Raw genomic sequence first — 23,953 nt, forward strand, 5'->3', positions numbered from 1 at the left:
CGTCAGTGGTGGTGGCCCTGCCGGCCGAGGGTCTCCACGGGCGTCGCGCCGGGGCGGGTCCACTGCGGCACCGGGCGGCTGGTCGGGCCCCAGGTCGCGTTCCCGTCCGCGTCCGAGCGCCAGGACCAGCACGCCTCGCGCCCCTTCGGCCGGCCCTCGGGGGACTCCTCCCACGCCTCGCCGCGGCCGTAGGGCGTCATGTCGAGCAGGCCCATGGAGCCGTTGACCCGCTCGTTGCCACGGCCCGTCGTGGAGTAGGTGAGGAAGGCGCGGTCGCCGTCGCGCAGGAAGCAGGTGAGGTACCCCATGTCTCCGCCGACCGGCGCGTCCACCTCGCGCACCGAGTACCAGGGCTGGGTGTAGCCCATGAACTCGACGTAGGAGGCCACCTCGTCCGGGCGGCCCGTGGTCAGGACGGCGAACGAGACGCCGCGGGCGTTGAGATAGACGGCGTCCTTCAGATGCCAGGCCGTGGTGGTGCAGCCCTCGCACTGCCCCTGGTGCGGCGCGCCGTCGTGCCACATGTGCTTGTAGACCACGAGCTCGTCGCGGCCCTGGAACAGGTCCAGGAACGGGACCGGGCCGTCGGGTCCGACGACCTCGACCGTCCCGTCGAACTCCACCATGGGCAGCCGGCGGCGGGCCGCGGCGATGGCGTCGCCCTCACGGGTGTGGGCCTTCTCGCGGACCAGGAGCTCGTCACGGGCGGCCTGCCAGGTGGCCGGGTCGACGACGGGCGGGCGGCCGGGCAGCGCGGTGGTCGGGTCGTCCGGTGTGGTCGTCATGGTGTCCTCCGTGGTGTCGGGTGCCGGGCAGCGTCGTACGACGTCCTGCGACGCTCACCGGAACAGACTCCGGGCCCCGCCGGAACTCATCGCAGGGCCGGTCCGGCACCCCCGCCCGGTCACCGAGGCATCACTCCCGGTCTTCCGGGCAGGGAGACGGTGTTCCGGTCCGTGTCGAACGCCTCAGGGAGCTTTCGTGTCCACAACCGACAGGGATGCAGCCGCCGCGGAGAGAGGGGACGACACCCCGCTGCGGCGCGCCATAGGCCCCAAACTCCTTATTCTGTTCGTGATCGGCGACATCCTCGGCACCGGCATCTACGCCACCACCGGTCAGGTCGCCGGCAAGGTCGGCGGGGCGCTGTGGCTGCCGTTCGTCATCGGGTTCGTCGTCGCGATCCTCACAGCCGCCTCGTACGTCGAACTCGTCGGCAAGTACCCGAAGGCCGCCGGAGCCGCGCTCTACACCCAAAAGGCGTTCCAGGTCCCGTTCCTGACGTTCATCGTCGCCTTCATGGTCATGTGCTCGGGCCTGTCCTCGGCGAGCGCGGCGGCCCGTGCGTTCAGCGGCGACTACCTGTCCGAGTTCACGGACTTCCTCCCGCCCACCCTCGTCGCGATCCTGTTCATCCTCGCCCTGGCGGGCCTGAACCTGCGAGGCGTGTCGGAGTCCGTGAAGACCAACGTGGTCCTCACCGTGGTCGAACTGACCGGCCTGCTCGTCATCCTCACGATCGGCGCCTGGGCCGTCCTGACCGGTGACGGTGAACCCTCCCGGCTCGGTGAGTTCCAGGCGGACGGCACCGGTTACACACTGCTCACCAGCGTGCTGGGGGCGACGGCCCTCGGCTTCTTCGCCTTCGTGGGCTTCGAGGACTCCGTCAACATGGCCGAGGAGACCAAGGATCCGGTGCGGACGTTCCCGCGCGCCATCTTCACCGGCGTCGCCGTCACCGGCACCATCTACGTCCTGGTCGCCCTGGTCTCCTCGCTCCTCGTCGACTACCGCGTACTGGAGGACTCCAGCGGCCCGCTGCTGGAGGTCGTCAAGGCCGGCGGGATCGACTTCCCGCCCAAGCTCTTCGCCCTCATCGCGCTGTTCGCGGTCACCAACTCGGCACTGATCAACATCATGATGGCGTCCCGCCTCTGCTACGGCATGGCGAACGAGCGCATCCTGCCGCGTGCCCTGGGCCGGGTACTGCCCCGGCGCCGCACCCCGGTCGTCGGCATCGTCTTCGTCTCGCTCCTGGCCATCGGCCTGGTCTCCACCGGGGAGATCGAGGGCCTCGGCGACACCACGGCCTTCCTCCTGCTGTGCGTCTTCGCCGTCGTCAACATCGCGGTCCTCGTCCTGCGCCGCGACCGCGTCGAGCACCGGCACTTCCGTACGCCGACCGCCCTGCCGGTGCTCGGCGCGATCACCGCCCTGATCCTGGCCAGCCCGTTGTCCGACCGGCCCGCGGAGGTCTACATCCGGGCGGGCGTGCTGGTGGCCATCGGCATCGGGCTGTGGGTGCTCAACAAGGCGGTGCTGAAGGTACGCGGCGAGGCGTGAGCAGCGCGACCGCCCGGCGGTGTGCCGCGAACCGCGCCGGGCCACCACGGCTCCCGCGCGACCGCGGAGGGAGCGTGATGGCCCGGCAGGGGGTGTTTCACGGCGGTCCGGTCAGCGGGTGAACGTGACCCGGTGTTCCTTCAGGGCGCCGCAGTTCGAGCCGTACACCTGCACGTACACGTTCTTGATGCTGCCGCCCCAGTCGACGCAGTGGCCCTTGCCGTAGACGTAGGTCGGTCCGGCGAAGGACGAGAAGCGCCCGGCGTCCTCGTGGAACTCCTCGGTGTCGGGCACGGAGACCCACGCGGACATGTCCACGGCGGTGCCCGGGTTGTTGCGGATGGTCGTGACGCAGTTGAGTCCGTTGGCGGCGTTGTACGTCAGGTAGACCGTGCCCAGGGAGCCTACGGCCGCCGAGTTCACGGTCTTGTAGGCGCTTCCGCAGACCTTCTGCGGAGTGGTGTTGGGCGCGGCGGAGGCGGGTGACGCCAGGGCGGTCGTGGTCCCCACGGTCAGCGCCGCCAAGGCCGACGCGGCCAGGACGGAACGGGTGAATCGCATATTTCCCCCTTGCAACTCTTCGAGTGGTTGCTCCTGCATGATGTGACCCGCCGGACACTCAAAGGGTTGTGCGTCAGTTCGCGGGAAAATTCGGGGAGTTGGGGGTGCGAGCGCGCGAATCCCGCTCGGCGGGCCGGGGGCCGGTGTCTCGTCGTCGGCGGCCGGTGCCCGAGGATGCCCAGGTTCCGGCGTCTTTACTCGCGAGTCACTTACAGTGCACGCGAGATCCCGAGGATCTGCTCAGGGGTGTCACACATGCTGCACATCCCCCTTCCAAAGTCTCGTTAGCGTTACGGCTCGATCCCACGTGCGATCGTGACCCAGCCGCGGCCGGTGAGCCGCCGACACAGCCAGATCGGGAAGACCACACATGGACTACTGCTCCTCGTGCCGCAGGCACCTCAACGGCGCCTTGGTCTGCCCGGGGTGCGGCGCCTACGCCCCGGACATAGACCCCGCCGCCGACGGCCGTACCGGCCCGGCCGCAGGGGAGTACCCGGCCGCCTCCGGCGCATGGCGCGACGGGAACGTGTGGGACGACGGCAGCGTGTGGGAGACGGACCGCGCCGGCACGCGCGAGCTGCCCCTCGCATACACCGGATCGTCCGGCGGCCGCCGCGAGCCGCTGGGCCCCAGCCCGTCCGACGGTCAGGAGACGCCGGCCACGGACCCGTCCGACGGCCACGACGCCGCAGGCGCCACCGGGAGCGACGGCTACCAGGCCCCGCAGCAGGGGCGCGCGGCACGGCGCCGTCAGATGGCCCGCTGGAAGAAGAACCAGCGCCGGGCCGTGGTGGCGACCGCCGTCGCGCTGGTCGGAGGCGGTCTCACCGTCGCCGCCATGAAGGGCGACTCGACGAACGGCGTGCAGTCGGCCACGGCGCCCGGGGACACGACCATGGGCGGCGCCGACGGTCAGGCGCCGACGTACACCGAACCGACGTCGACCCGGCGCGAGACCCAGCGGTCCTCGCGCACGCCCACCACCCCGCCGCACGCCGACCGCACCGCGCAGCGCGAGCAGCCCCGGTCCACCGCCCCCCGCAGCACGCCGGCGGACCCGCGGACGGACGCGGCCACGGCGCCCCGCGAGCTGCCGAAGACGACGCAGCCGAGGACCAGCGTCCCGGACACCGTCGGCACCGCCACCGGCGGCGCCGGCAAGCCCACGTCGACGGTGACCGAGCAGCAGACGACCCCGCCCGCGGCCGGTACCGGCAAGGACTCGCAGCAGGCCACGTCCCCCGAGACGACCCCGTCCACGGCGAGCCCCACGCCGTCCGCGACGCCGCCCTCGAACTCCGGTTCCGGCTCCGACTCCAAGGAGCTCTGCCTGCTGGTCATCTGCCTGGGCTGAGTAGCTTCGGACGCATGGCAGACGAGTGCTTCCGGCATCCGCGGCTCGCCGCGGTCTACGACCGGCTCGACCCCGACCGCGCCGACCTCGAACCGTACCTGCGCATGGCGGAGGAGTTCGGGGCGCGCCGGGTGCTCGACATCGGCTGCGGCACGGGCGTGCTGGCGCTGCTCCTGGCGGAACGCGGTGCCGACGTCGTCGGCGTCGATCCCGCCGGCGCGTCCCTGGACGTGGCCCGCGGCAAGCCGGGCGGCGAGCGGGTGCGGTGGATCCACGGTGATGCGACGACCCTTCCGCCCCTGACCGCCGACCTCGCCACGATGACGGGCAACGCCGCCCAGGCGGTCGTCGATCCCGAGGACTGGCGAAGGACCCTGCGAGGGGCCCGTGCGGCCCTGCGGCCCGGCGGCCGTTTCGTGTTCGAGACCCGGGTGCCGGCCCGCCGCGCCTGGGAGGAGTGGAACCGCGAGGCCACGCACTCCGTGACGGACGTCCCCGGCGTCGGCGCCGTCGAGTCCTGGGTCGATCTGCTCGAGGTGCGCGGGCCGCTGGTGACGTTCCGGTGGACCTATGTGTTCGCCGCGGACGGGCAGGTGCTGACGTCCGACTCGACACTGCGCTTCCGGGAGCGGGACGAGGTCGAGGCGGAACTCGTCGCGCAGGGCTACGCGGTGGAGGACGTGCGCGACGCGCCCGACCGGCCGGGCCGGGAGTTCGTGTTCGTCGCACGGCGTTTGCGAACAGCCCGCTGACGCGGGGCCCTGCCGCCTCCGTACAAGCGGAGTCCGCCCGTACAATCCTGGCGACCAAATCGGGGGCGTCAGCAGCGGGGGAGTCCGCGTGGAAACCATCATCGTGCAGTTGCCCGGGGCCGCCCAGTGCGGCGGGGACGAGCCGGGCAGGCCCGACCTGATCCATCTGGGCCCCGGGGACATCGCCGACTTCGGCCGCGGCACGCCCGGTGCGGCCGGGGTGCCCATCGTGCTGCCCGACCCCGGGGTCTCGCGCCGTGCCGGGCAGTTGGAGGCGGCCGGGGACTAATGGCGGCTCTCCAACTTCAGCAGCAGCATCTCGTACGTCGTGGAGAACCTGGAGGGAGCCGGCGAGTACCTGACCGTCGCCCCGGGGCGGCTCGGCGCGCCCGTGCCGTTCGAGTTCTCCCGCGTGGTGCTTCCGGCCCTCTCCGGCACAGCGGCCTTCAAGGTGTTCGCACCCCAGCACGCCTACCTCGGCGAGCGGTCCGCGCCGGGCGGCGGGGAGCTGACCGTCCACCCCTTCGCCCTGGACCCGACATCGAAGTGACGCCGTCGGTGTTCCGGGTCTGGGCGGTGGACGGTGACGGGGACGGCGACAAGGACCACATGTCGCCGCCGGACGCGATCGCCACCATGAGCCTGTACGTGTGCTGGCTCGACCAGCGCTTCAAACAGGCGGGACTGCCGAAGAAGGACCTGCCCGCGCTGGTGGCGGCCGGCTACCGCACCAGCGACCGCACGGTCATCGAGGATCGCGGCGTCCCCGCACGGGTACGCCCGCACGTGGACAAGGTGCTGGGCTACCTCGCCGAATACGAGCGCTGACCTCCCGACCCGCACTCCGGGACGTCCGGCACCCGGTTCTCGGGTGAGCTGATGTAGATGTTGGAGATGTAGCCCCCGTACTGGGGCAGATAGGCCCACCACTCGTTGGTGTAGGGCGGCACGCTGACCACCTGGCCCCGGGCTTGGCAGCCCACCAGCACCTCGACGCCGGCCGGGAGTTGCGTGACCCGGGCGTCAGCGGTGGCCGGGCCCTTGCGCACGTTCACGAACTCGCCCCAGGTGCCGAACCACGCCCCCGCGGGCCGCGCCCCGCCCGGCACGTTCAGCGAGCGGGTCAGCCGGCCGAGGTCGGTGTACGCCTTCCCGTACGAAGTACCGACCGGATGCAGCGTCAGCACGGCCACGATCGTGCGGTCGTCGGCGCCCACCGTGCCGGTGGTGTGCAGTGCCGGGCGGGTGAGGTCCACGCCGGCGGCGGCCTTGGTCGCGGGAGCGGCGGCCGGTTGCGTGTCGGCCGCCGTTTCCGAGGCGCCGCACGTCCCCTTCGCGTACTGACCGGACCAGCCCTGCTTCACCGCCCAGGGGCGGTCGAACGAGCCCGCGATGCCGAAGTGCTGGTCGAAGTGGTCCGAGGCGCAGCGCGTGGAGCGGCGCAGGTTGTCCATGACGAAGTCGCGGACGGGGGCGGGCGCCTTGTCCAGGAGGTAGCGGTAGACGGCGACGGTGTCCCGGGCCGACAGGGCGGTGTAGCCCCAGTAGCCCTCGTACCCGGCGGGCGGCGGCGCGGTGTCGCGCAGACCGAGCCGGGCCGTCATCCGGTCGATGATCGCCGGGCCGCCGTACTCCGACCAGTAGTGGTTCGCGGCATCGTCGTCGCTGCCGCGCAGCATCGGCTCCAGCAGCGCCCGGTCGGCCTCGGGGACCGTGTACGCGGGGCCGCGGTCCCACAGGAAGTCCAGGGTCAGCAGGAGTTTGACGACCGAGGCGGACCGGAACCGCGCGCTCTCGTCGACCTGTTCGGTGAACGTGCCCGTCCGGCGATCGAAGACCGCGATCCCGGCGGTGACGCCGTCCGGGATCCGGGCGGCCTGTGCCGAGGGGGCGGCCGTCCCCGGCCGGGGAGCCGCGGCCGCACCGCCCGTGAGCGACGCGACCGTCACGAGGGTCGCGAGCGCGGCGGCGCCGCGCGGGAGCATGCGCATGGTTGCCCTTTCCGATCACCCGGCCGGACGCGGAGCGCCGCCCCGCGCGAACACGGTAGGAGCCAGGGCGGTACGGGCGGTCCTGACGGATGTCAGGGCTCCGCCGAAACGGGACGACCTGGGAGTTCGACCCTGATAAGTGTCAGGTGTCGCCGGCCTCGTGACCGCCCGTACGGTCACCCCGGTGAGCGATGTGCCGGACGGACCGCCGGCCGGCTCGCGCACCAGCAGAACACCCGCCGACACACACGAAAGAGGGGGCTCATGAGCCGCCGATCGCTCAGGACACTGCTGGCCGCCGGGGGCGCCGCCGCGGTGATGGCGCTCCTCCCGACCGCCGCCCACGCCGCGCCGCACTCGGGCGGCGACTACGGGGCCTACGGTAACGAGGGGCAGTACCCCACCACCAACTACTGCTCGGGCACGTTCCGGCAGGTCGGGGCCACCAAGTACGCCGAAGGCATGGCCCTGAAGTACTTCTACTCCGACAAGTGCGGTTCCTTCGCCCGGATCGAGAACTCCCGGCCCGGTTGCGCCGCCGTGCTCCAGCGTTCCGACAGCGGCGTGGGACGTGTCGACGGCTGGGTCTCCGAGACCGTCGACCCCGGCATCACCTACGCCTACACGCAGATGGGCAACAACCTCAACGGCCGCGTCTCGCGCGCCCTGCTCGCGTGCGACGGCCACGACCTGACCGAGACCGGCTGGTACTGAGCCGCACACACGCCACAGGGGGGCCGACGGGAGCACCGACGGCCCCCCTTCGCGCACCCGCCCGCGCGCAGGGGCAGGCGCCCGCTTCGGCGGCGGACACGCAGCAGGTAGCCAGGGCTACTTCCGCGAGACGTTCACCGCGCACTGCTGGAACGCCGACGGGCCACTGGGTCTACCTGACGGCCCACCGGGCACGAGCCCACGGCGGGGCACCGGTTTCCCGGTGGCCCGCCGCGGGCGTGTGGAGGGGACGGGGCGTCAGCAGTCCGGGACTCCGGCGATCTTCTGGCCGCCCCGGATGTAGAGGTTGTTCACCCAGGCGATGTCACTGCCGGCGAACTCCTGCACCGCCGTCCACCAGTTGTTGGTGCCGACGGCCGGGTCGTGCACGGTCTGGCCCTGCGTCTGGCACACGGCGTCCGCCCACCACTTCGAACGGACCGCGAGACGAGGGGAGTCGGAGGTCGGCTGCTGGCGCAGGTTGACGTCGGTGGCCCAGACGTAGACGTCGGTCAGGGTCGGGTCGCCGCTGTTGGCAGCGGCGGCCGGGGCCGCCTGGGCGGTGGTGGCGAGGCCGCCGACGGCGAGCGCGGCAACGGCGAGGCCCATGGCGGTACGGCTGATCATTCGCTTCATGTGTCTGTCCCCCGTGGGACGATGGTGTGGTCGGGCGTGGTCATGGTCCGGGTCAGCAGTGCGCCGAGGCGGGCAGGTCGCCGTACTCGTTGCCCTTGAGGTACACGGCACTGACGTAGCCCTCGAGGAGCTTCACCCAGACGTCGTTGGAGTAGCCGTTGTCGGTGATGCGCTCGCCGCGGGTCCAGCAGTAGGCGCCGAGCGGCCGGCCCGCCGGAACGGTGGCGAGGATTCCGTAGGAAGTGCCCGGTCCGTAGCGGACGTTGACGGTCTCGTACGGCACGACGGCGTACGGCGCGGCCATGACGCGGGCGCCGCCCTGCTCGCCGGCGGTCGACGCGGCGGCGGTCCCCGCGGTGAGCGGGCCGAGCAGTGCGAGCGCCCCGGCGCCGACGAGCGCGGCCCTGGTGAAGATGCGAGTGGACATGTCGAGTTCCCCCTGAGGTCTGGCCTGACGCTCAGAACTGTAGGGAGACCAGGGGCGACACGGTCCCTGACAATTGTCAGGGTCGGGCGAAACAACTGGGGTGCGCACGGCGGGACTTGGCCCGCCGGGTGTGGGCGGCGCGATACGGCCGAAAACCGCTCGACGACCACAGCCGGCTCTGTCTACGATCCACCGCGCGGCATCGCGTGTCGGTCACCGTCCGGGTGAGGCATGGAGGTGCCGCGGAGATGCCCGTGGAGGCATTCAACCGTGTCAGTCGAGTTCAATCACACCATCGTCCTGTCCCGTGACCGGGAGAAGTCCGCCCGCTTTCTCGCGGAGATCCTGGGTCTGGAGGTCGGGGCACCGGCCGGGGTGTTCCTGCCGGTGACGACCGCCAACGGTGTCACGCTGGACTTCCTCACCATCGACGCCGACATCCCCATGCAGCACTACGCGTTCCTCGTCTCCGAGGACGAGTTCGACGAGGCCCTCGCCCGGCTCGTCGCGGCCCGGATCCCCATCCAGGCCGACCCGCACGGCAACCACCCGCGCAAGATCAACCGGAACGACGGTGGCCGGGGCGTGTACTTCCTCGACCCGGCGGGCCACGGCCTGGAGATCATCACCCGCCCGTACGGCGCGGACCCTTCCTCGCCGCTGAACGGCGTCACGGAGGACGTGCCCGGGGCGATCTGAGCCGGGCAGGGGCCGGGAACGGGACTTCGTGAACCGAGCTGCCTGTTCCCGGTCCCGGCCCCGGACCGGCTGTTCAGGCGCCGTCCTGCAGCGCCAGGGAAGCCGGCTCGGGTCCGCCGGTGTCCGGCGGTCCCTGGTCGCGGCGGGGGAGCAGGACGGGGGTGAGGAGGAGGAAGGCGCCGGCCAGGGCGATGGCCGTACGGGGGCCGGTCAGATGGGCCACCAGGCCCCACAGGGCGGTCACGGCCGCCGTGGTGGCCTTGCCGGTGGCCGACCAGGCGGACAAGGTGCGGGTGATCCGGTCCGCGGGGGTCCGGTCGAGACGGTACGTGGCGAACACCGGATTGAACACGGCACAGCAGGTGATCAGCCCGAACTCGATCACCATGACCAGCGCCAGCCCGGCCGCACCGGGACCGACGAAGGCCAGCCCGAGCGACCAGCACGCCCGCAGCACCCCCGCCGTGAACATGACCCGGTGCCGGCCCCACCGCGCGACGAGCCGTGGTGCCAGACGTGAGCCGAGCAGACCGCCCGTGCAGGGCACCGCGAAGGCGAGCGCGTACTGCCAGGGAGCGAACCGCAGCTCACCGACCATCAGGACCATGAGCGGGGGAGAAGCCGCCATGATCAGGGAGTTGGCGAGGACCGTGTTGAAGAAGAGCGGGCGCAGCGCCGGGTCGGCCAGGATGTAGCGCCAGCCGGCGAGCAGGTCGCCCGCCCGGGGCCGGGCCTGGCCGGCCGCGGGCCGCACCGGGTGTTTCTCCTCGCCGCCCATCGCCCGGAGGCCGAACGCCGAGAGCAGATAGCTCACCGCGTCGGCCACCACGGTCGTCACCGGACCGAACAGGCCGATCGCGGCCCCGCCCAGCGGCGGCCCGACCATGCTGGCCGTCCAGCTCGTCGCCTCGAACCGGCCGTTCGCGACGAGCAGGTCCCGCCGCGGCACCAGATCCTTCAGGAACGCCCCGGCCGCCGCGTTGAAGGTGATGTCGGCCGCCGCTACGGCCACCGACACCAGCAGCAGTTGTACGAAGCCCAGCCGGCCCAGGGCGAACGCCACGGGGATGCTCAGCAGCACCGCGCACCGGACCAGGTCCGTCGCGATCATCACCGGCCGCTTGCGGCGGACCTCCACCCACGGCCCGAGCGGCACCGACACGGCCGCGCCGACCGCCGGTCCCACCGCCGCCAGCAGCGACACCTGTGTCGGACCGGCGTCCAGCACCAGTACCGCGAGCAGCGCGAACGCGTCGAACGCGAGCCATGTGCCGGCCGTGCTGACCGCGTACGCGCCCCACAGCCACCCGAACCGCCGCCCCAGCGACCGTCTGCCCGCCATACCCGGCGCACACCCCCAGCTCCCGCGGACAACCCGGTGTTGACCGGCAGCCATCCAAGCGGGCGGCGGGACGCCCGGGCAAACAACCGTCCGTCACCCGTGACACAACGATTGGTTGTGCCCCGGGCGAGGGACGGTCCGCGTGTGGGTCGTCTCAGCGTTGGTAGAGACCCACCAGCGTGCCGTCCGCGATGCGGCGCTTCTCGACCTCCTCGTGCACCTGGTCCGGGCGGGGCGCGTCGGGCAGGACGCACGGCTCGGACAGGGCGTAGAGCCGGAAGAAGTAGTGGTGTGCGTCGTCCCCGGGCGGGGGATGCGGGCCGCCCCAGCCCTGCTGCCCGTAGCCGTTCACGAGTTCCGTGCCGCCCGGCGGGCAGTGCCCGGCCTCGACGCCGTCGCTGTGCGGGTCGATGCCGACGACGACCCAGTGCGCGAAGGTGCCCGACGGGGCGTCGGGATCCTCGCAGAGCAGGACCAGCTCGGCCGCGTCGTCCGGTACGCCGCTCCAGGTCAGCGGCGGAGAGACGTTCGGTCCCTCGTACGCGTACCGGCGCGCGATGAAGGAGTGGTCGTTGAACGCGTTGCTGCGCAGTTCGATGCCGGTCATGTGCCCCGGGGTACCCCCGCGGGACCCGGGCATGCGGTTCGGGACGGACCGCCTCGGGTACCCGTGAGCCGTCCGGAACGCGCCGGAAAAGTGCTCCGGATCCAGCCGTGAAGAGGTAGGGGACGGAGGATCACGAGGATGTCTCCCCTGGCAGAAGACTCCGCGGCACACCCCCGGGAGGACCGCCGCGCCCCCGCCCGCACCGCACGGCTGCGCAACCGCATCCCCGAGCCCGACGAGGAGCCCGACCTCCTCGGCCAGTACCTCGCGCAGATCGCGGCGACACCGCTGCTCACGGCGGAGGACGAGGTCCGGCTGGCCCGGCGGATGGAGGCCGGTGTGCGGGCGCTTGAGGAACTGGAACGGGCCGACGCCGGTGAGCTCGACCTCGCGCCGGAGCGGCGAGGAGAGCTGGAGGAGGCCGCACGGGACGGGCAGGCCGCCAAGGACCACATGGTCCGGGCCAACCTCCGGCTCGTCGTGTCGATGGCCAAACGGCACGCCCACCGGGGGCTGCCCCTGCTGGACGTCATCCAGGAGGGCAACCTGGGGCTGATCCGGGCCGTGGAGAAGTTCGACCACACCAAGGGCTTCAAGTTCTCCACCTACGCGACCTGGTGGATCCGTCAGGCGATCGAACGGGGCCTGGCCGCGCACGCCCGCACGGTCCGGCTGCCGATGCACGTCGTCGAGCAGCTCCAGAAGGTCGCCAAGATCGAACGGCGTCTGCAACTCGACCTGGGTCGCGAACCGAGCGTCGACAAAGTGGCCCGCGAGAGCGGCCTCGCCGCCGACAGGATCGGCTGGCTGCGCCGCGTCGGCCGGCAGGCCGTCAGCCTGGACACGCCCGTGGACGAGACCGGCGAGACCGTCGTCGGCGACCTCATCCCCGACACCGAGGTGCTCCAGGCCCCGGAGGTGGCCGAGTACCAGGCCCTCGCCGAGGAACTGCAGGAGGCCGTCGGCACGCTCGCGCCCCGCGAGGCCATGATCCTCAGCCTCCGCTACGGCCTGCACGACGGCCACACCCGCAGCCGCGAAGAGGTCGCCCGCCGCGTCGGCCTGACCCGCGAGCGGGTACGCCAGCTGGAAAAGGAGTCCCTCGCCCGCCTACGGGCGCCCGAGAACCGCGAGCGGTTGATGGCCTGGGCGGGCTGACATCCCCCGCCCGAGCCACCACCCCCGGTTCACCCACCCGTCAACGCCAGTGAGCCGTCCGGGATCGGTGTCACCCTCACCCCGCCGCTGATCCGGTCAAGAGTCGCCCGCAGCCACGCGCGGTCCGCCCGGGACGCGGGCTCCAGGCGCATGCGGCGTGCCCGGAGCGGAACCATGCGCAGGCCCGCCAGTCGTCCGCTGTCCGCCTCGACCGAGGCGAGGAACGCGAGCCGCAGGTCGTCGCGGTACTCCTCGTAGCCGGTGATGCCCTCGTAGTCGTCGATGAAGTCGCCGCAGCCGTACAGGATCAGCCGGTCCCGGTACACCTCCAGCGGGCGGGGGTGGTGTGAGGAGTGGCCGTGGACGACGTCGACCCCGCCGTCCACCAGGGCGTGCGCGAAACGGACCTCCTCGCGGGGGACGCGGAACCCCCAGTTCGTGCCCCAGTGGACGGACACCACGGTCAGGTCACCGGCCCGGCGGGACCGCCGGACGTGCCGCAGTACGGTGTCGGCCGCGGCGGGCGAGAGCTCCGGCAGGTACGCCACACCGGGGATGCCGGCCGTCGCCGCCCAGCCGGACGGGATGCCGCTGGAGCGCGCGCCCACGGCGAAGACCAGGAGCCGGCGGCCGCCGGGGAGCGGAACCGCGGCGGGTGCGTACGCCTCCTCGGCGTCACGCCCCGCACCCGCCGTCCGCAGGCCCGCCCGGGCCAGCGCGTCCAGCGTCTCCCGCAGGCCCGGGCGGCCGAAGTCCAGGACGTGGTTGTTGGCGAGGACGGTCACGTCGGGCCGGGCCACGGCCAGGGCAGGCAGGTTGGCCGGGTGCATCCGGTAGTGGATCTCCTTGTCCGGGGCGAACGTGTCCGCGGACGTCACCGACGTCTCCAGGTTCACGATCCGGGCGTCCGGGGCCGCCTCGTCCAGCACCCGCAGCGCCTCGCCCCACGGCCAGGACGGAACGACGGGCGCGGGCACCGGGCCGTGCGCCGACTCCGCCAGCCGGACGTAGGACCGCGCGTCCTCGACGTACGCCTCCCGCAGTGCCGGATCACCGGGGTGCGCCAGAATCTGGTCGACGCCGCGCCCGAGCATCACGTCACCGCACAGGAACAGCGTCACGACGCCGCCGCCCACATCTCCACGGTAGGCGCACCCCGGCCGGCGGGGTCACGCGTCGACCGTCACCGCACACGACCACCCGTACGGACCCGGCCCGATCCGCAACTCGTCCCACGCCACCGCCCTCGGGACCGCCCCGGTGACCTCCACGTCCGCGAGGCCGGTGACCGCCAGCCGTACGTCCAGCCCGCCGTCGGCCTCGTCCGCCTCCACGTCCACCGGCACCTGGCCGTACACCTCCAACCGGAAGATGATCTCGTCCAGCAGTGCGGCGAGCAGGTCGTCGTCGCTGGCCTCGGCCAGCCGTACCCGGTCCACGGCGGTCGGACGCACTCCGGAGACGTCCGCGAAGCACTCCACCATCGCCAGGACGGCCTCCGCCAGACAGTGCTCCCGGCACGCCGCCCACGCCTCGATCCGGATGTTCTCCGGATGCGGCACCGCCCGGTGCCCGCACTCGCCCGCCTGCCGTCCCTGCCCGTCGTCGCCCCTGTCACCACCCATGAACATCGACTGCCCGAGGCTGCCCCACCCATGCAGCGACCGGCCCGGCGCTGGTTCAGACGGGCTCGTCCGCGAGGTACGGCGGCGCCGGGTCGTACTGGATGTAGCGCCGTACGGCCCGCGCGTGGTCCCGGCCGTGCAGCCGCCCGACCAGCCACAGCGCGCTGTCGATACCGGCCGAGACACCCTGGCTGGTGACCAGGTTGCCGTCCACGACGTAGCGGACGTCCCGGACGACCGTCACGTCACCGCGGGCCTCCAGGGTGTCCTCCTGGCTCCAGTGCGTGGCCACCCGCCGCCCGCGCGCGGGACCCGCGGCGTGCAGCAGGAAGGTGCCGGTGCACACGCCGTGCACCCACGCGGCCCGCTCCGCCGTCTTGCCGATCCAGTCGGTGACCACCGGGTTGTGCACCTGCACCTCGCGCGCGCCCCGGCCGCCCGGTACGTGCAGCACGTCCAGCGGCGGATGGTCGTCGAGGGTGTGGTCGGGCAGGACGCGCAGGCCCTTGTTGCAGCGCACGGGGCCGGAGTGCTCGGCGACGATCACGGCCGAGTCGGCGCTGTCCCGGAGCCGGGCGGAGACGGTGAAGACCTCCCAGGGCCCCACGAAGTCGAGCTCCTCGGCTTCCTCGAAGACCAGCAGACCGTATGTCGTCATAGGGATTCCCCATTCCGTGAGAGGTGGTGGGCGCCGGCGGGCTCCGCGGTGGAGCGGAAGCGGGCGCGGTAGTCCGACGGCGCGATGCCGAGCCGGCGGTGGAACGTGCGGCGCAGGGTCTCCGCGGTGGTGAAGCCGTAGCGGCGGGCGATGGCCTCGACCGGTTCGTCCCCCTCGGTGAGGGCGCGCTGGGCCGCCTCGACGCGCACCCGCTCGACGTACGCGGCCGGGGGCACGCCCAGTTCGGCGGTGAAGCGGCGCTGGAGGTGCCGCGGGCTCAGCCCGGCGTGCGCGGCGAGGCCGGCGATGTCGTGCCGGGCACCCGGATCGGCGTGGATCGCGGTGACGGCGGCCCGCACCGGGTCCGTCGCCGGCTGCCGCGACCACAACGCCACGCTGAACTGCGACTGGCCGCCCGGCCGCCGCAGGAACAGCACCAGTTGGCGGGCCACCGCGTGCGCGACGTCCCGGCCCAGGTCGTCCTCCACGAGGGCGAGCGCCAGATCCATCCCGGCCGTCACACCGGCCGACGTCCACACCGGCCCGTCCCGGACGAAGATCGGCTCGCAGTCCACCCGCACCTCGGGGTGCTCCCGGGCCAGCTGCTCCTCGCGGGCCCAGTGCGTGGTGACCTGGCGCCCGTCCAGCAGCCCCGCCGCCGCCAGCAGGAACGCCCCGCTGCACACCGAGGCCACGCGCCGGGCACCGGCCGCCGCGGCGGCGATCCAGGAGACCAGCGCCTTGTCCTGCCGCGCCTGGTCGACACCCCGGCCGCCGACCACCACGAGCGTGTCGATCCCGGCCGGGCCGAGGTCCGCAACGCCGTGCCCGGCATGCACGACCAGCCCGCCGGCCGACCTGACCGGTCCCGCCCGGGGCGCCACGACCTCGCAGACGTAGTCGTCGCCCGCACTGTGGAACACCTCGTGCGGACCGGTGAGGTCGAGCGGCTGGAAGCCGTCGAAGACGACGAAGACGATACGGCGGGACGTCATGCCCTCCACGCTCCTCCGGCCCTGCGCATGGCGTCAACGACACGCACCCCACGGATCGCGCCATGCCTGCGGCGAGGCGGGACGGTCGCCGCAGTGTGGGTAGGCGGGCGGCAGGACGAGCGAACCGGGGGAGAGGAGGCCTGTGATGATCTCCCAGACGGTCACCGTGGACGTCGGCGGCGCCGCGCTCACCGGCGATCTGACCGTGCCGCCGGCCGCCCGCGCGGTCGTGCTGTTCGCGCACGGCAGCGGCAGCTCCCGGCACAGCCCCCGCAACCGCGAGGTCGCCGCCGGCCTGCGCACCGCCGGACTCGGCACCCTGCTGATCGACCTGCTCACCGAGGAGGAGGAACGGCTGGACGTCCGCACCGCCGAACTCCGCTTCGACATCCCCCTGCTGGGCCGCCGGCTCGTGGCCGCCATCGACTGGCTGGCACAGTCGCCCGGCACCCAGGGCCTGCCCGTCGTCCTGTTCGGCGCCAGCACCGGCGCGGGCGCGGCCCTGGTCGCCGCCGCCGAACGGCCCGACCGGGTACCCGGGGTCGTCTCGCGCGGCGGGCGGCCCGACCTGGCCGGCGACGCCCTGGACGCCGTCCGGGCGCCGGTGCTGCTGATCGTGGGCGGCCGGGACCAGCACGTGCTGCGGCTCAACGAGGAAGCGGCCCGGCGGCTGCACGTCCCGCACACCCTCCACGTGGTGCCCGGCGCCACGCATCTGTTCGAGGAGCCGGGCGCGCTCGACCAGGTCACCGAGGTGGCCCGGCAGTGGTGCCACGACCAGCTGAGAACCGCCGCGGGCTGACGGCGGCCGGCGTCAGCCGCCCACCGGCAGATCGATGCGCAACCGGGCGCCCTGCCGCAGCAGTTCCCGCTGCACGAGCCGGTACGGCACACCCCGCGGCCCGTGCCCGTGACGCACGGTCAGCGCGGCGCACACACCCGCCGCCTGTCCGGTCGCCATCGCGATCGGCATGACCCGGTACGACGAGTGCGCCACGTGTGTCCCCGAGATGCACCGGCCCGCCACCAGCAGCCGCTCCGTGCCCTGCGGGACGAGACAGCGCAGCGGGATGTCGTAGAAGCTGCCCGCGGGCACCCGCTTCAGGACCGTTCCGGAGCCGCGCGGGTTGTGGATGTCGACCGGGTAGGCGCCGTGCGCGACGACGTCCGGGAAGCGGCGGGCGGCCAGGATGTCGTGGCCGGTGAGGTGGTAGTCGCCGATGACCCGCCGGGTCTCCCGGACACCGATGTGCGTGCCGCTCTGCACCACGTACGACTCCTCGAAACCGGGCACGCGGGTGCGCAGGAAGCGGTCGATCTCCGCGAGCTGGCGCCGGGCGGTGTACTCGGCCCGGGTCAGGTCCCACACGCTGGTGCCCAGCACCCTGTTCACGCGGGTGCTGTTGACACTGACCTCGCGCGGATGCGGCGTCGCGAAGAACAGGATGTCCTCGCGCGGCAACCGCAGATCACCGTCCGCCCGGGCCTCCTCGACCAGGTCCCACAGGCCGTGCACCCCGCGCCACTGGTCGGGATGCTCCCGCACGTACTCCGAGAAGTCCGGCCGTGCGAAGTCCGCGACCCGGAACATCAGCGTCATCGGCTGCACCAGCCCGTCCTCCGGCCGCCCGATCTCGTACGGCGCCCCGCAGGCCGCCGCGACGTCGCCGTCGCCCGTGCCGTCCACCACCACGTCGGCGTCGATCACCACCGGCCCCGACTTGGTCTCGAACACCACACGCCAGCCGTCGTCGAGGCGCAGCGCCGTGGAGGCGAAGGCGTGGAACAGCATCCGCACGCCCGCCTCGTCCACCATGTCGAGCAGGACCAGTTTGAAGAGCTCGGGGTCGAAGGGGACCGTGTACCCGGTCCTCGGGGAGGGCTTCAGACAGCCACCGCGCCCCATGAGCCGGTCCAGCAGCCGCCACAGCACCCCCTGCACGACCGGCTCTCCCTCGCCGTGGTCGGTGGGCAGCAGCCGGGCGTCCTCACCGGACTCGCTGAACGTGGCCTGCTTGTGCTCGTTGTGGAACGACATCAGCGGCATGACCAGCGCCGCCGTCGCGTTGCCGCCGAGGAACCCGTAGCGCTCCACCAGGACGACCTCGGCCCCGGCGTCGGCCGCCGCGACCGCCGCGGCGAACCCGGCCGGGCCGCCGCCGACCACCAGGACCTGCGTCCGGCCGCCGTGCCGGGCGGGCCGCTCGGGCAGGGTGACGGTGCGGGGCTCGCGCGGTTCTTGCAGGATCGGCATTCGGGTCCTCCCGCGGGCGGGGCCTCGGTGGCGGCGTCACACGCCCAGCGGACGGGGGTCGGTGGTGGGCGCGGGCGGTGGATCCGCCTGCGTGTCCAGGGGGGCGGCGCCGACGGCCGACTCCGTCCCGCCGTCGACCTCGTCCAGCAGCAGTCCGCAGCGTGCACAGGTCTCCAGGGCCTGCCCGGACAGCTCCCGGACGCGGGAGTGCAGCTCCTCCCGGCGCTCCGGGTACTCGTCCCACAGCCGGTCCACCTCCGCCAGCAGCAGCCCGGCCTGCTCCCGAGCCACGCCCACCAGGGCCGGAGCCCCCATCCGGCGTGCGAAGTCGAAGACCTTGCCGGAGTAGGGGAGCGGCAGCACCGGCAGCCCGGAGAGCGCCGCGAAGATCACGAAGTGCAGGCGCATGCCGACCGCCAGATCCAGATGGCGCATGAAGCCGAGCACCTGCCCCGGGCTGTACGCGCCGTGCAGGATCCGCCCCTTGTCGGGAGCGGTCATGTGGGACAGCACGGCGTGCGCGTGCCGCACGTCGTGCCGCTCCATCGGCAGGAACACCACGTGCGCGTCCAGTCGGCGGACGAGGAAGTCGGCGACGTCGGCGAGCAGCGCGTGGTAGTCGCCCTCGTCCAGCTTCTCGGCCGCCCGGCCCGGCTCCCGCACCGACATCCCCACCAGACGCGAGTCGGTGGGCACGCCCTCGTGACGCATCATCTCGTCGGTGAACGGCTCCGGCTCCAGCAGCAGCGCCGGGTCGGCGGTGACGACGACGTCGCGTTCGACACCGACCTCCTCCAGCACCAGCTTGGACTCCTCGTCCCGCACCACGACGTCGTCCATGTCCGCCAGCACCGTCCGCACGGCCTCCCGGTCGTCGGGCTCGCGCAGCGGGCCGGCGCCGATGGCGTAGGCGAAGGTGCGGATGCCACGCTCCTGGGCGGCCCGGACCAGGCGCAGATAACGCCGCGCCTCGCCGTCGAAGAGAAGCCCGCCGCCGCCCAGGACCAGCAGATCGAGCGAGGCCAGGGCGTCCAGCACCTGGTGGCGGCTGACGCCCTCCCAGTCCACCACCTCGTCGGCGCCCGGGTGATGGGCCCGGGTGTGCTCGGCGTTCCGGCTGAAGACGACCAGCCGGGCCTCGGGCCGCTGGGCGCGCAGACAGTGCAGGACGCAGGTCAGGATCGACTCGTCGCCGATGTTGAAGCCGCCGTACGAACCGAGCACGCCGATGCGCGGGCCCGGCCGGGCGGGCTGCGGATGAGAAGGGGCAGTGGTCATCCGGGTGCTCCCGTCGCGTCGGAGTCTGCTCAGTGCCCTGGTGCGCTGCGCCGGTGGTGCGGAGGGGGCCGTGCCCGTGCGCACGGTCCGTGCCGTGCGCACGGTCCCGGGTTGCCTGGGCCGCACGGCCGGAAACACCCCGCGTTCCGAGTGTGACGGAGGTCCGGAAGGTGCGCATTGTCCGGTGGGCCGGGGGTACGCGGGAGCCGGACCGGCGAAGGGCCCTCTCCGTGCGGGAAGCAGAGGTGACCGTCATGCGGTTCCGTGATCGCCGGCAGGCCGGCGGGGAACTGGCCGAAACACTGCGTGCCCGGCAGATCGAGGGGGCGCTGCCCGATCCCCTCGTCCTCGCCCTGCCCCGCGGCGGGGTCGCCGTGGCGCGCGAGGTGGCCGGGGCGCTGGACGCCCCGCTCGACGTCCTCGTCGTACGGAAGATCGGGGGCGCCCTTCCAGGAGGAGCTCGGCGTCGGCGCGATGGCCGGGGACGAGGTGCCGCTCCTCGACGAGGACGCCATGCGCCATCTGGGCCTCAGGGAGGCCGCCCTCGCGCCCGTCATCGAGCGGGAGCGCGCGGAACTGCGCCGTCGCGAGGCGCTGTACCGGCAGGGCCGCCCCGCACCCGACCTGCGCGGACGCACCGTGATCGTGGTCGACGACGGCCTGGCGACCGGGTCCACGGCCCGGGCCGCGCTGCGATTCGTCCGCCGTCAGGCGCCCGAACGGGTGGTGCTGGCCGCGCCGGTGTGCTCCCCGGAGGCGGCCGAGCTGATGCGCGCCGAGGCCGACGAGGTGATCTGCCTGTACCAGCCGGCCGCGTTCATGGCCGTGGGCCTCTGGTACGAGAACTTCGACCAGCTGACGGACCAGGACGTCCTGGAGGCGCTGCACGCGCAACTGTGATCCATTGTTCACCTGTCAGGTGTGGCGGAAATCAGCCACGACGGACAAGGATGTTCCACCCCCACACCTGCAACAGGAGCATCAGTGAACGTCTCGCCCACCGTGTGGCTGCTGACCGTGGCAGCTCTGTGTCTGCTCGTCGCCGTCGACTTCCTCGTCGGCCGCAAGCCCCACGACGTGTCTGTGAAGGAAGCCGGGACGTGGACGGTGGTGTGGATCGTCCTGGCCGTGCTGTTCGGGCTGGGGCTGTGGTACTTCGGTGGGAGCGGGCCCACGGGTGAGTTCTTCGCCGGTTACATCACGGAGAAGTCGCTGAGCGTCGACAACCTCTTCGTGTTCGTCCTGATCATGGGGAAGTTCGCGGTGCCCTCGCAGTACCAGCAGCGGGTGCTGATGGTCGGCGTCCTGATGGCCCTGGTGCTGCGGGCCGGCTTCATCGCGGCCGGCGCGGCGATCATCTCCGCCTTCTCCTGGGTGTTCTACCTCTTCGGCGCGTTCCTCGTCTGGACCGCCTGGAAGCTGATCCAGGACGCCCGCAAGCAGGATCACGAGGAGGAGTACCAGGAGAACAAGCTGCTGAGGATGGCGGAGCGGCGCTTCGGGGTGGCCGACCGCTACCACGGCACGAAGCTGTTCGTCACCGAGAACGGCAAGCGGATCATGACGCCGATGCTGGTCGTGATGCTCGCCATCGGCTCCACCGACGTGCTGTTCGCGCTCGACTCGATCCCCGCGATCTACGGTCTGACGCAGGACCCGTACATCGTGTTCACCGCGAACGCCTTCGCCCTCATGGGCCTGCGCCAGCTGTACTTCCTCATCGGCGGCCTGCTGAAGAAGCTGGTCCACCTCTCCTACGGCCTGTCGATCATCCTGGGCTTCATCGGCGTCAAGCTGGTGCTGCACGCCCTGCACGAGTCGGGCGTGCATGTGCCCGAGATCAGCATCCCCTTCTCGCTCGGCTTCATCGTGCTGGTGCTGGCCGTGACGACGTTCACCAGCCTGCGGGCCTCGAAGAAGCAGGAGGCCGAGGCCGGGGAGGCGGAGGGGGTCACCGGGTCCCGGTAGGTTCTGCCGGCCGGGGGCGTCAGACGACGCCGTCCGCGCGCAGGGCCGACACCTCCTCGGCGGTGCGGCCAAGCTCGGCGAGGATCGCCCCGGTGTGCTCGCCGACCGCCGGTACGGGGTCCATCCGGGCGGGCAGGCCCGCGAGGTCGGCCGGCGGGAGCAGGGCCTCCACCGTGGCGCCAGGCACCTCGACCTCGGTCCAGCGGCCGCGGGCGGCCAGCACCGGGTGGTCCAGGAACGCGGCGACGTCGTTGACCCCGGCGCAGGCGATGCCGATGGCCTCCAGGTCCTTGAGGATCTCCTCGGAGCCGGACCGGGCGAAGCGCGCGGCGACGATCGCGTTGAGCTCCTCGCGGTGGGCGACGCGGTCGGAGGCGGTGGCGAAGCGCGGATCGGCGACCAGCTCCGGCCGGCCGAGGAACTCGGCGCACAGGGCCGCCCACTCCCGCTCGTTCTGGATGGAGAACAGCACCTCCTTGCCGTCGGCGGCCTCGTACGTCCCGTACGGCGCGATGGTGGCGTGCTGGGTGCCCAGGCGCGGGGGCTGGGTGCCGCCGTGCCGGGTGTAGTAGGCGGGCTGGCCCATCCACTCCGCCAGCGCCTCGAACAGGGACACGTCCACCGGGTGGGCCTCGCCGGTGACGGCGCGGGTGTACAGGGCCGTGAGGACGCCGCTGTAGGCGTACATCCCGGCGGCGATGTCGGCGACGGAGATCCCGGTCCGGGCGGTCCCCTCCGGGGTTCCCGTCAGGGACACCAGCCCGGTCTGGCACTGCACGAGCAGGTCGTAGGCCTTGCGGTCGGCCCAGGGGCCGGTCGTGCCCCAGCCGGATATCGTGCACGGGATCAGACCGGGGCGGCGGCTGGTGACGGTGGCGGCGTCCAGACCGAGCCGGCCGGCGGCGCCCGGGGCGAGGTTCTGCACGAACACGTCGGCGCCGTCGAGGAGTTCGTGCAGGATCTCGCGGCCCCGTGGATCCTTGAGGTCCAGGGTGAGGGACTCCTTGGAGCGGTTGAGCCACACGAAATAGCTGGAGTGGCCGTGCACGGTCGTGTCGTACCGGCGGGCGAAGTCGCCGCCGCCCGGCCGCTCCACCTTGATGACGCGGGCGCCGAGGTCGGCGAGCTGCCGGGTGGCGTAGGGCGCGGCCACGGCCTGCTCCAGGCTGACCACCGTGACCCCGGCCAGGGGATACCGCTGCACGCTCATGCCTCATGCTCCTGAACCTCGTACCGGACGGCGCCCGGACAGTCTCTCCCAGCCGGACGGCGGCGGTTGAGCCCGGGCTTCAAGAGCGGGCCAGGTGCCGCATCGCCAGCGCCAGTTGCAGCCGGAGCCGGCCCTGCGGGGTGCGCACCGGCCAGCCGAGCAGGTGCTCGGCGTGGGCCAGCCGGTCCTGGAGCGTCGAGTGGTGGACGTTGATCTCGGAGGCCGCCGCCCGCAAGCTCGCCGTGGACGCGACCGCGTGCAGGGTCGCCGCCAGCCAGGGCGCGCTCGCCGCGGCTGTCTCCAGGGCACGGACGTCCGGCGGCGGTTCCGCGCCGGGTACGACGAGATCGGCGAGGAGGGCGATGCCGCCCAGCTCCTCGGCGTACACGACGCGCGGCCCGGGGTCCCGCGGGGTGCCCTCGGCGGTGAACCGCAGGGCGGTACGGGCCTCGGCCCACGACCGGGGGAGTTCCAGCACGGGTACGGCGGGCCCGACGCCGAGCCGTACGACCCCGTCGGCCTCCGCCCCGGCGGGTACGACCCGAGGCCGCTCGTTCAGCGGGGCGAGAGCCCGGGCCGGAAGGGCGGGGTCCAGGCCGAGGCGGCGGGCGGCATGCAGCCGGGCCGCTTCCGGGGCCGTGCCGTCGAGCAGGGTCTCGACCAGCGCCGGATCGTCGGCCGGGACCCGTCCGCGGGTACGGTCGAGCACGAGCCGCAGCACACCGGCGGCCCGCTCGAGAATCACCGCGTCGACCACACTGGACCCGCCCCGGGCGTGCCCAAGGCCACCCCTGCGGGCCGCCGCTCCGGCGCGGTCGATGTCGGCTGCGTGGGATGCGCCCCCGGCGCGGTCCGCTGTCGTGGTGCCCGGCGCCGACCCGCCACGGTCCGCTGTCACAACGCCCGGTGCCGGCCCGCCGAGGTCGGCTTTCACCATGCCCGGCGCCGAGCCGCCAGGGTGCGCGCTCGCCGACCCGGTGCGGCTCGCGGGCACAACGCCGCGCGCCGCCCCGGCCCGCTCCAGCCACAGGGCCGCCGTGCCCTCCGGGGACAGCCGGGCGGACGGCCAGGCGGGGTCCGGTGGATCCTGCGTGTCCCGTCTGGTGCCGTCGGGCTCCACGCGTACGTGCACGCGCCGTTCGGGGTCGACCAGCCGGGCCGGGCAGCCGGCCAGTACGGCGGCACCGCGTACGAGCGCCTCCACACCGGCCCTGGACTCGGCCAGGCGGTCGAAGTAGGCGATGACCCGGACCGCCGCACCGGCATCGGGATCGAGCGCGGTCAGGCGCCCGGCCAGCTCTTTCATAGGGCCATGGTGCGGCATGCGGCCGCCGAACGGGCCCCGATCGCCGGTGGCGGCCCGAGCGCTCCGGCCGTG

General features: G+C 72.8%; 24 protein-coding genes and 2 pseudogenes. 11 read left to right on the forward strand and 15 right to left on the reverse strand.

Translation table 11 applies throughout. The annotated features are described in order from the left end of the window. Positions 1-2: 2 nt before the first annotated feature. The gene (locus QF034_RS37015; RefSeq protein ID WP_307179019.1) at positions 3-785 is read right to left on the reverse strand and encodes a DUF899 domain-containing protein; all 783 of its coding nucleotides are present in this window, start codon (positions 783-785) and stop codon (positions 3-5) included. Between the two features lie 196 nt (positions 786-981). Between QF034_RS37015 and QF034_RS37020 the strand changes: the two genes are divergently transcribed. Further along, a complete protein-coding gene (locus QF034_RS37020; RefSeq protein WP_307179020.1) occupies positions 982-2,343 on the forward strand; it encodes an APC family permease in 1,362 nt (453 codons plus the stop codon). 111 nt (positions 2,344-2,454) lie between these two features. On the opposite strand, the gene QF034_RS37025 is transcribed toward QF034_RS37020, so the two are convergent. Continuing rightward, positions 2,455-2,904, reverse strand: coding sequence for a spore-associated protein (locus QF034_RS37025; protein ID WP_307179021.1), 450 nt, complete (start codon positions 2,902-2,904; stop codon positions 2,455-2,457). Between the two features lie 370 nt (positions 2,905-3,274). Here QF034_RS37025 and QF034_RS37030 point away from each other — a divergent pair, with 370 nt between their 5' ends. The 4 genes and pseudogenes from QF034_RS37030 (at position 3,275) to QF034_RS37045 (ending at position 5,841) form a co-directional block, all read left to right on the forward strand. Further along, the gene (locus QF034_RS37030) at positions 3,275-4,261 is read left to right on the forward strand and encodes an SCO2400 family protein (protein WP_307179022.1); all 987 of its coding nucleotides are present in this window, start codon (positions 3,275-3,277) and stop codon (positions 4,259-4,261) included. Positions 4,262-4,275: 14 nt separating this feature from the next. Continuing rightward, positions 4,276-5,013 (forward strand): class I SAM-dependent methyltransferase, encoded by a 738-nt coding sequence (locus QF034_RS37035; RefSeq protein WP_307179023.1) that lies wholly within the window; start codon positions 4,276-4,278, stop codon positions 5,011-5,013. 88 nt (positions 5,014-5,101) lie between these two features. Next, positions 5,102-5,560 (forward strand): annotated as a pseudogene (locus QF034_RS37040) (FHA domain-containing protein); the annotation flags it as partial. After that, the gene (locus QF034_RS37045; protein WP_307179024.1) at positions 5,560-5,841 is read left to right on the forward strand and encodes a hypothetical protein; all 282 of its coding nucleotides are present in this window, start codon (positions 5,560-5,562) and stop codon (positions 5,839-5,841) included. The pseudogene QF034_RS37040 and the gene QF034_RS37045, both read left to right, overlap by 1 nt. On the opposite strand, the gene QF034_RS37050 is transcribed toward QF034_RS37045, so the two are convergent. Next, positions 5,817-7,004 (reverse strand): hypothetical protein, encoded by a 1,188-nt coding sequence (locus QF034_RS37050; RefSeq protein WP_307179025.1) that lies wholly within the window; start codon positions 7,002-7,004, stop codon positions 5,817-5,819. The two genes, QF034_RS37045 and QF034_RS37050, sit on opposite strands and share 25 nt — an antisense overlap. Before the next feature lie 264 nt (positions 7,005-7,268). Between QF034_RS37050 and QF034_RS37055 the strand changes: the two genes are divergently transcribed. Then, the gene (locus tag QF034_RS37055) at positions 7,269-7,718 is read left to right on the forward strand and encodes a hypothetical protein (protein WP_307179026.1); all 450 of its coding nucleotides are present in this window, start codon (positions 7,269-7,271) and stop codon (positions 7,716-7,718) included. Positions 7,719-7,976: 258 nt separating this feature from the next. On the opposite strand, the gene QF034_RS37060 is transcribed toward QF034_RS37055, so the two are convergent. Next, entirely contained in the window at positions 7,977-8,354 is a 378-nt protein-coding gene (locus QF034_RS37060) for a peptidase M23 (protein WP_307179027.1), read from the reverse strand. A gap of 52 nt (positions 8,355-8,406) precedes the next feature. Beyond that, positions 8,407-8,781 (reverse strand): SH3 domain-containing protein, encoded by a 375-nt coding sequence (locus tag QF034_RS37065; protein ID WP_307179028.1) that lies wholly within the window; start codon positions 8,779-8,781, stop codon positions 8,407-8,409. 270 nt (positions 8,782-9,051) lie between these two features. Between QF034_RS37065 and QF034_RS37070 the strand changes: the two genes are divergently transcribed. Next, the gene (locus QF034_RS37070) at positions 9,052-9,480 is read left to right on the forward strand and encodes a VOC family protein (RefSeq protein ID WP_020275995.1); all 429 of its coding nucleotides are present in this window, start codon (positions 9,052-9,054) and stop codon (positions 9,478-9,480) included. A 73-nt stretch (positions 9,481-9,553) separates the two neighbouring features. Here the strand turns inward: QF034_RS37070 and QF034_RS37075 are convergent, their stop codons facing one another. Continuing rightward, complete coding sequence (locus QF034_RS37075; RefSeq protein WP_307179029.1) at positions 9,554-10,822, reverse strand: MFS transporter; 1,269 nt, start codon at positions 10,820-10,822, stop codon at positions 9,554-9,556. A gap of 154 nt (positions 10,823-10,976) precedes the next feature. After that, positions 10,977-11,429, reverse strand: coding sequence for a YbhB/YbcL family Raf kinase inhibitor-like protein (locus QF034_RS37080; protein WP_086564953.1), 453 nt, complete (start codon positions 11,427-11,429; stop codon positions 10,977-10,979). Positions 11,430-11,567: 138 nt separating this feature from the next. Between QF034_RS37080 and QF034_RS37085 the strand changes: the two genes are divergently transcribed. Beyond that, the gene (locus QF034_RS37085) at positions 11,568-12,587 is read left to right on the forward strand and encodes a sigma-70 family RNA polymerase sigma factor (protein ID WP_307179030.1); all 1,020 of its coding nucleotides are present in this window, start codon (positions 11,568-11,570) and stop codon (positions 12,585-12,587) included. A 29-nt stretch (positions 12,588-12,616) separates the two neighbouring features. On the opposite strand, the gene QF034_RS37090 is transcribed toward QF034_RS37085, so the two are convergent. From QF034_RS37090 to QF034_RS37105, 4 genes are read right to left on the reverse strand one after another with little or no spacing between them, the layout of a single operon-like run. Beyond that, positions 12,617-13,723: a CapA family protein gene (locus QF034_RS37090; RefSeq protein WP_307179031.1), complete on the reverse strand. Its 1,107-nt coding sequence runs from the start codon at positions 13,721-13,723 to the stop codon at positions 12,617-12,619. A 33-nt stretch (positions 13,724-13,756) separates the two neighbouring features. After that, the gene (locus QF034_RS37095; protein ID WP_307179032.1) at positions 13,757-14,212 is read right to left on the reverse strand and encodes an archease; all 456 of its coding nucleotides are present in this window, start codon (positions 14,210-14,212) and stop codon (positions 13,757-13,759) included. A gap of 55 nt (positions 14,213-14,267) precedes the next feature. After that, complete coding sequence (locus tag QF034_RS37100) at positions 14,268-14,870, reverse strand: DJ-1/PfpI family protein (protein WP_307179033.1); 603 nt, start codon at positions 14,868-14,870, stop codon at positions 14,268-14,270. Beyond that, a complete protein-coding gene (locus tag QF034_RS37105; protein WP_307179034.1) occupies positions 14,867-15,865 on the reverse strand; it encodes a GlxA family transcriptional regulator in 999 nt (332 codons plus the stop codon). The genes QF034_RS37100 and QF034_RS37105 overlap by 4 nt, the downstream gene beginning before the upstream one ends. A gap of 145 nt (positions 15,866-16,010) precedes the next feature. Between QF034_RS37105 and QF034_RS37110 the strand changes: the two genes are divergently transcribed. Further along, positions 16,011-16,667 (forward strand): dienelactone hydrolase family protein, encoded by a 657-nt coding sequence (locus tag QF034_RS37110; RefSeq protein ID WP_307179035.1) that lies wholly within the window; start codon positions 16,011-16,013, stop codon positions 16,665-16,667. Positions 16,668-16,679: 12 nt separating this feature from the next. Here QF034_RS37110 and QF034_RS37115 read toward each other — a convergent pair whose 3' ends face one another. Both QF034_RS37115 and QF034_RS37120 read right to left on the reverse strand, forming a co-directional pair. Continuing rightward, positions 16,680-18,119 (reverse strand): FAD-dependent oxidoreductase, encoded by a 1,440-nt coding sequence (locus QF034_RS37115; protein WP_307179036.1) that lies wholly within the window; start codon positions 18,117-18,119, stop codon positions 16,680-16,682. Positions 18,120-18,155: 36 nt separating this feature from the next. Further along, a complete protein-coding gene (locus tag QF034_RS37120) occupies positions 18,156-19,397 on the reverse strand; it encodes a polysaccharide pyruvyl transferase family protein (RefSeq protein ID WP_307179037.1) in 1,242 nt (413 codons plus the stop codon). Positions 19,398-19,651: 254 nt separating this feature from the next. On the opposite strand from QF034_RS37120, the pseudogene QF034_RS37125 reads away from it, so the two are divergent. Next, positions 19,652-20,297, forward strand: a pseudogene (locus tag QF034_RS37125) (phosphoribosyltransferase). A gap of 84 nt (positions 20,298-20,381) precedes the next feature. Continuing rightward, entirely contained in the window at positions 20,382-21,365 is a 984-nt protein-coding gene (locus QF034_RS37130; protein WP_307179038.1) for a TerC family protein, read from the forward strand. A gap of 19 nt (positions 21,366-21,384) precedes the next feature. Here QF034_RS37130 and QF034_RS37135 read toward each other — a convergent pair whose 3' ends face one another. Beyond that, positions 21,385-22,575, reverse strand: a complete 1,191-nt coding sequence (locus tag QF034_RS37135) for a CaiB/BaiF CoA transferase family protein (protein WP_307179039.1) — start codon at positions 22,573-22,575, stop codon at positions 21,385-21,387. 79 nt (positions 22,576-22,654) lie between these two features. Then, positions 22,655-23,881, reverse strand: coding sequence for a helix-turn-helix domain-containing protein (locus QF034_RS37140; protein ID WP_307179040.1), 1,227 nt, complete (start codon positions 23,879-23,881; stop codon positions 22,655-22,657). Positions 23,882-23,953 lie beyond the last annotated feature (72 nt).

Origin of the sequence: Streptomyces africanus, from assembly GCF_030816955.1 — a bacterium.
Classification (GTDB): Bacteria; Actinomycetota; Actinomycetes; order Streptomycetales; family Streptomycetaceae; genus Streptomyces; species Streptomyces africanus.

Coding starts and splice junctions, on each gene's coding strand:
- QF034_RS37015 (WP_307179019.1), bottom strand. CDS start 785: ATGACGACCACACCGGACGACCCGACCACCGCGCTGCCCGGCCGCCCG.
- QF034_RS37025 (WP_307179021.1), bottom strand. CDS start 2,904: ATGCGATTCACCCGTTCCGTCCTGGCCGCGTCGGCCTTGGCGGCGCTG.
- QF034_RS37030 (WP_307179022.1), top strand. CDS start 3,275: ATGGACTACTGCTCCTCGTGCCGCAGGCACCTCAACGGCGCCTTGGTC.
- QF034_RS37035 (WP_307179023.1), top strand. CDS start 4,276: ATGGCAGACGAGTGCTTCCGGCATCCGCGGCTCGCCGCGGTCTACGAC.
- QF034_RS37050 (WP_307179025.1), bottom strand. CDS start 7,004: ATGCGCATGCTCCCGCGCGGCGCCGCCGCGCTCGCGACCCTCGTGACG.
- QF034_RS37055 (WP_307179026.1), top strand. CDS start 7,269: ATGAGCCGCCGATCGCTCAGGACACTGCTGGCCGCCGGGGGCGCCGCC.
- QF034_RS37060 (WP_307179027.1), bottom strand. CDS start 8,354: ATGAAGCGAATGATCAGCCGTACCGCCATGGGCCTCGCCGTTGCCGCG.
- QF034_RS37065 (WP_307179028.1), bottom strand. CDS start 8,781: ATGTCCACTCGCATCTTCACCAGGGCCGCGCTCGTCGGCGCCGGGGCG.
- QF034_RS37075 (WP_307179029.1), bottom strand. CDS start 10,822: ATGGCGGGCAGACGGTCGCTGGGGCGGCGGTTCGGGTGGCTGTGGGGC.
- QF034_RS37080 (WP_086564953.1), bottom strand. CDS start 11,429: ATGACCGGCATCGAACTGCGCAGCAACGCGTTCAACGACCACTCCTTC.
- QF034_RS37085 (WP_307179030.1), top strand. CDS start 11,568: ATGTCTCCCCTGGCAGAAGACTCCGCGGCACACCCCCGGGAGGACCGC.
- QF034_RS37095 (WP_307179032.1), bottom strand. CDS start 14,212: ATGGGTGGTGACAGGGGCGACGACGGGCAGGGACGGCAGGCGGGCGAG.
- QF034_RS37100 (WP_307179033.1), bottom strand. CDS start 14,870: ATGACGACATACGGTCTGCTGGTCTTCGAGGAAGCCGAGGAGCTCGAC.
- QF034_RS37105 (WP_307179034.1), bottom strand. CDS start 15,865: ATGACGTCCCGCCGTATCGTCTTCGTCGTCTTCGACGGCTTCCAGCCG.
- QF034_RS37110 (WP_307179035.1), top strand. CDS start 16,011: ATGATCTCCCAGACGGTCACCGTGGACGTCGGCGGCGCCGCGCTCACC.
- QF034_RS37115 (WP_307179036.1), bottom strand. CDS start 18,119: ATGCCGATCCTGCAAGAACCGCGCGAGCCCCGCACCGTCACCCTGCCC.
- QF034_RS37120 (WP_307179037.1), bottom strand. CDS start 19,397: ATGACCACTGCCCCTTCTCATCCGCAGCCCGCCCGGCCGGGCCCGCGC.
- QF034_RS37135 (WP_307179039.1), bottom strand. CDS start 22,575: ATGAGCGTGCAGCGGTATCCCCTGGCCGGGGTCACGGTGGTCAGCCTG.
- QF034_RS37140 (WP_307179040.1), bottom strand. CDS start 23,881: ATGAAAGAGCTGGCCGGGCGCCTGACCGCGCTCGATCCCGATGCCGGT.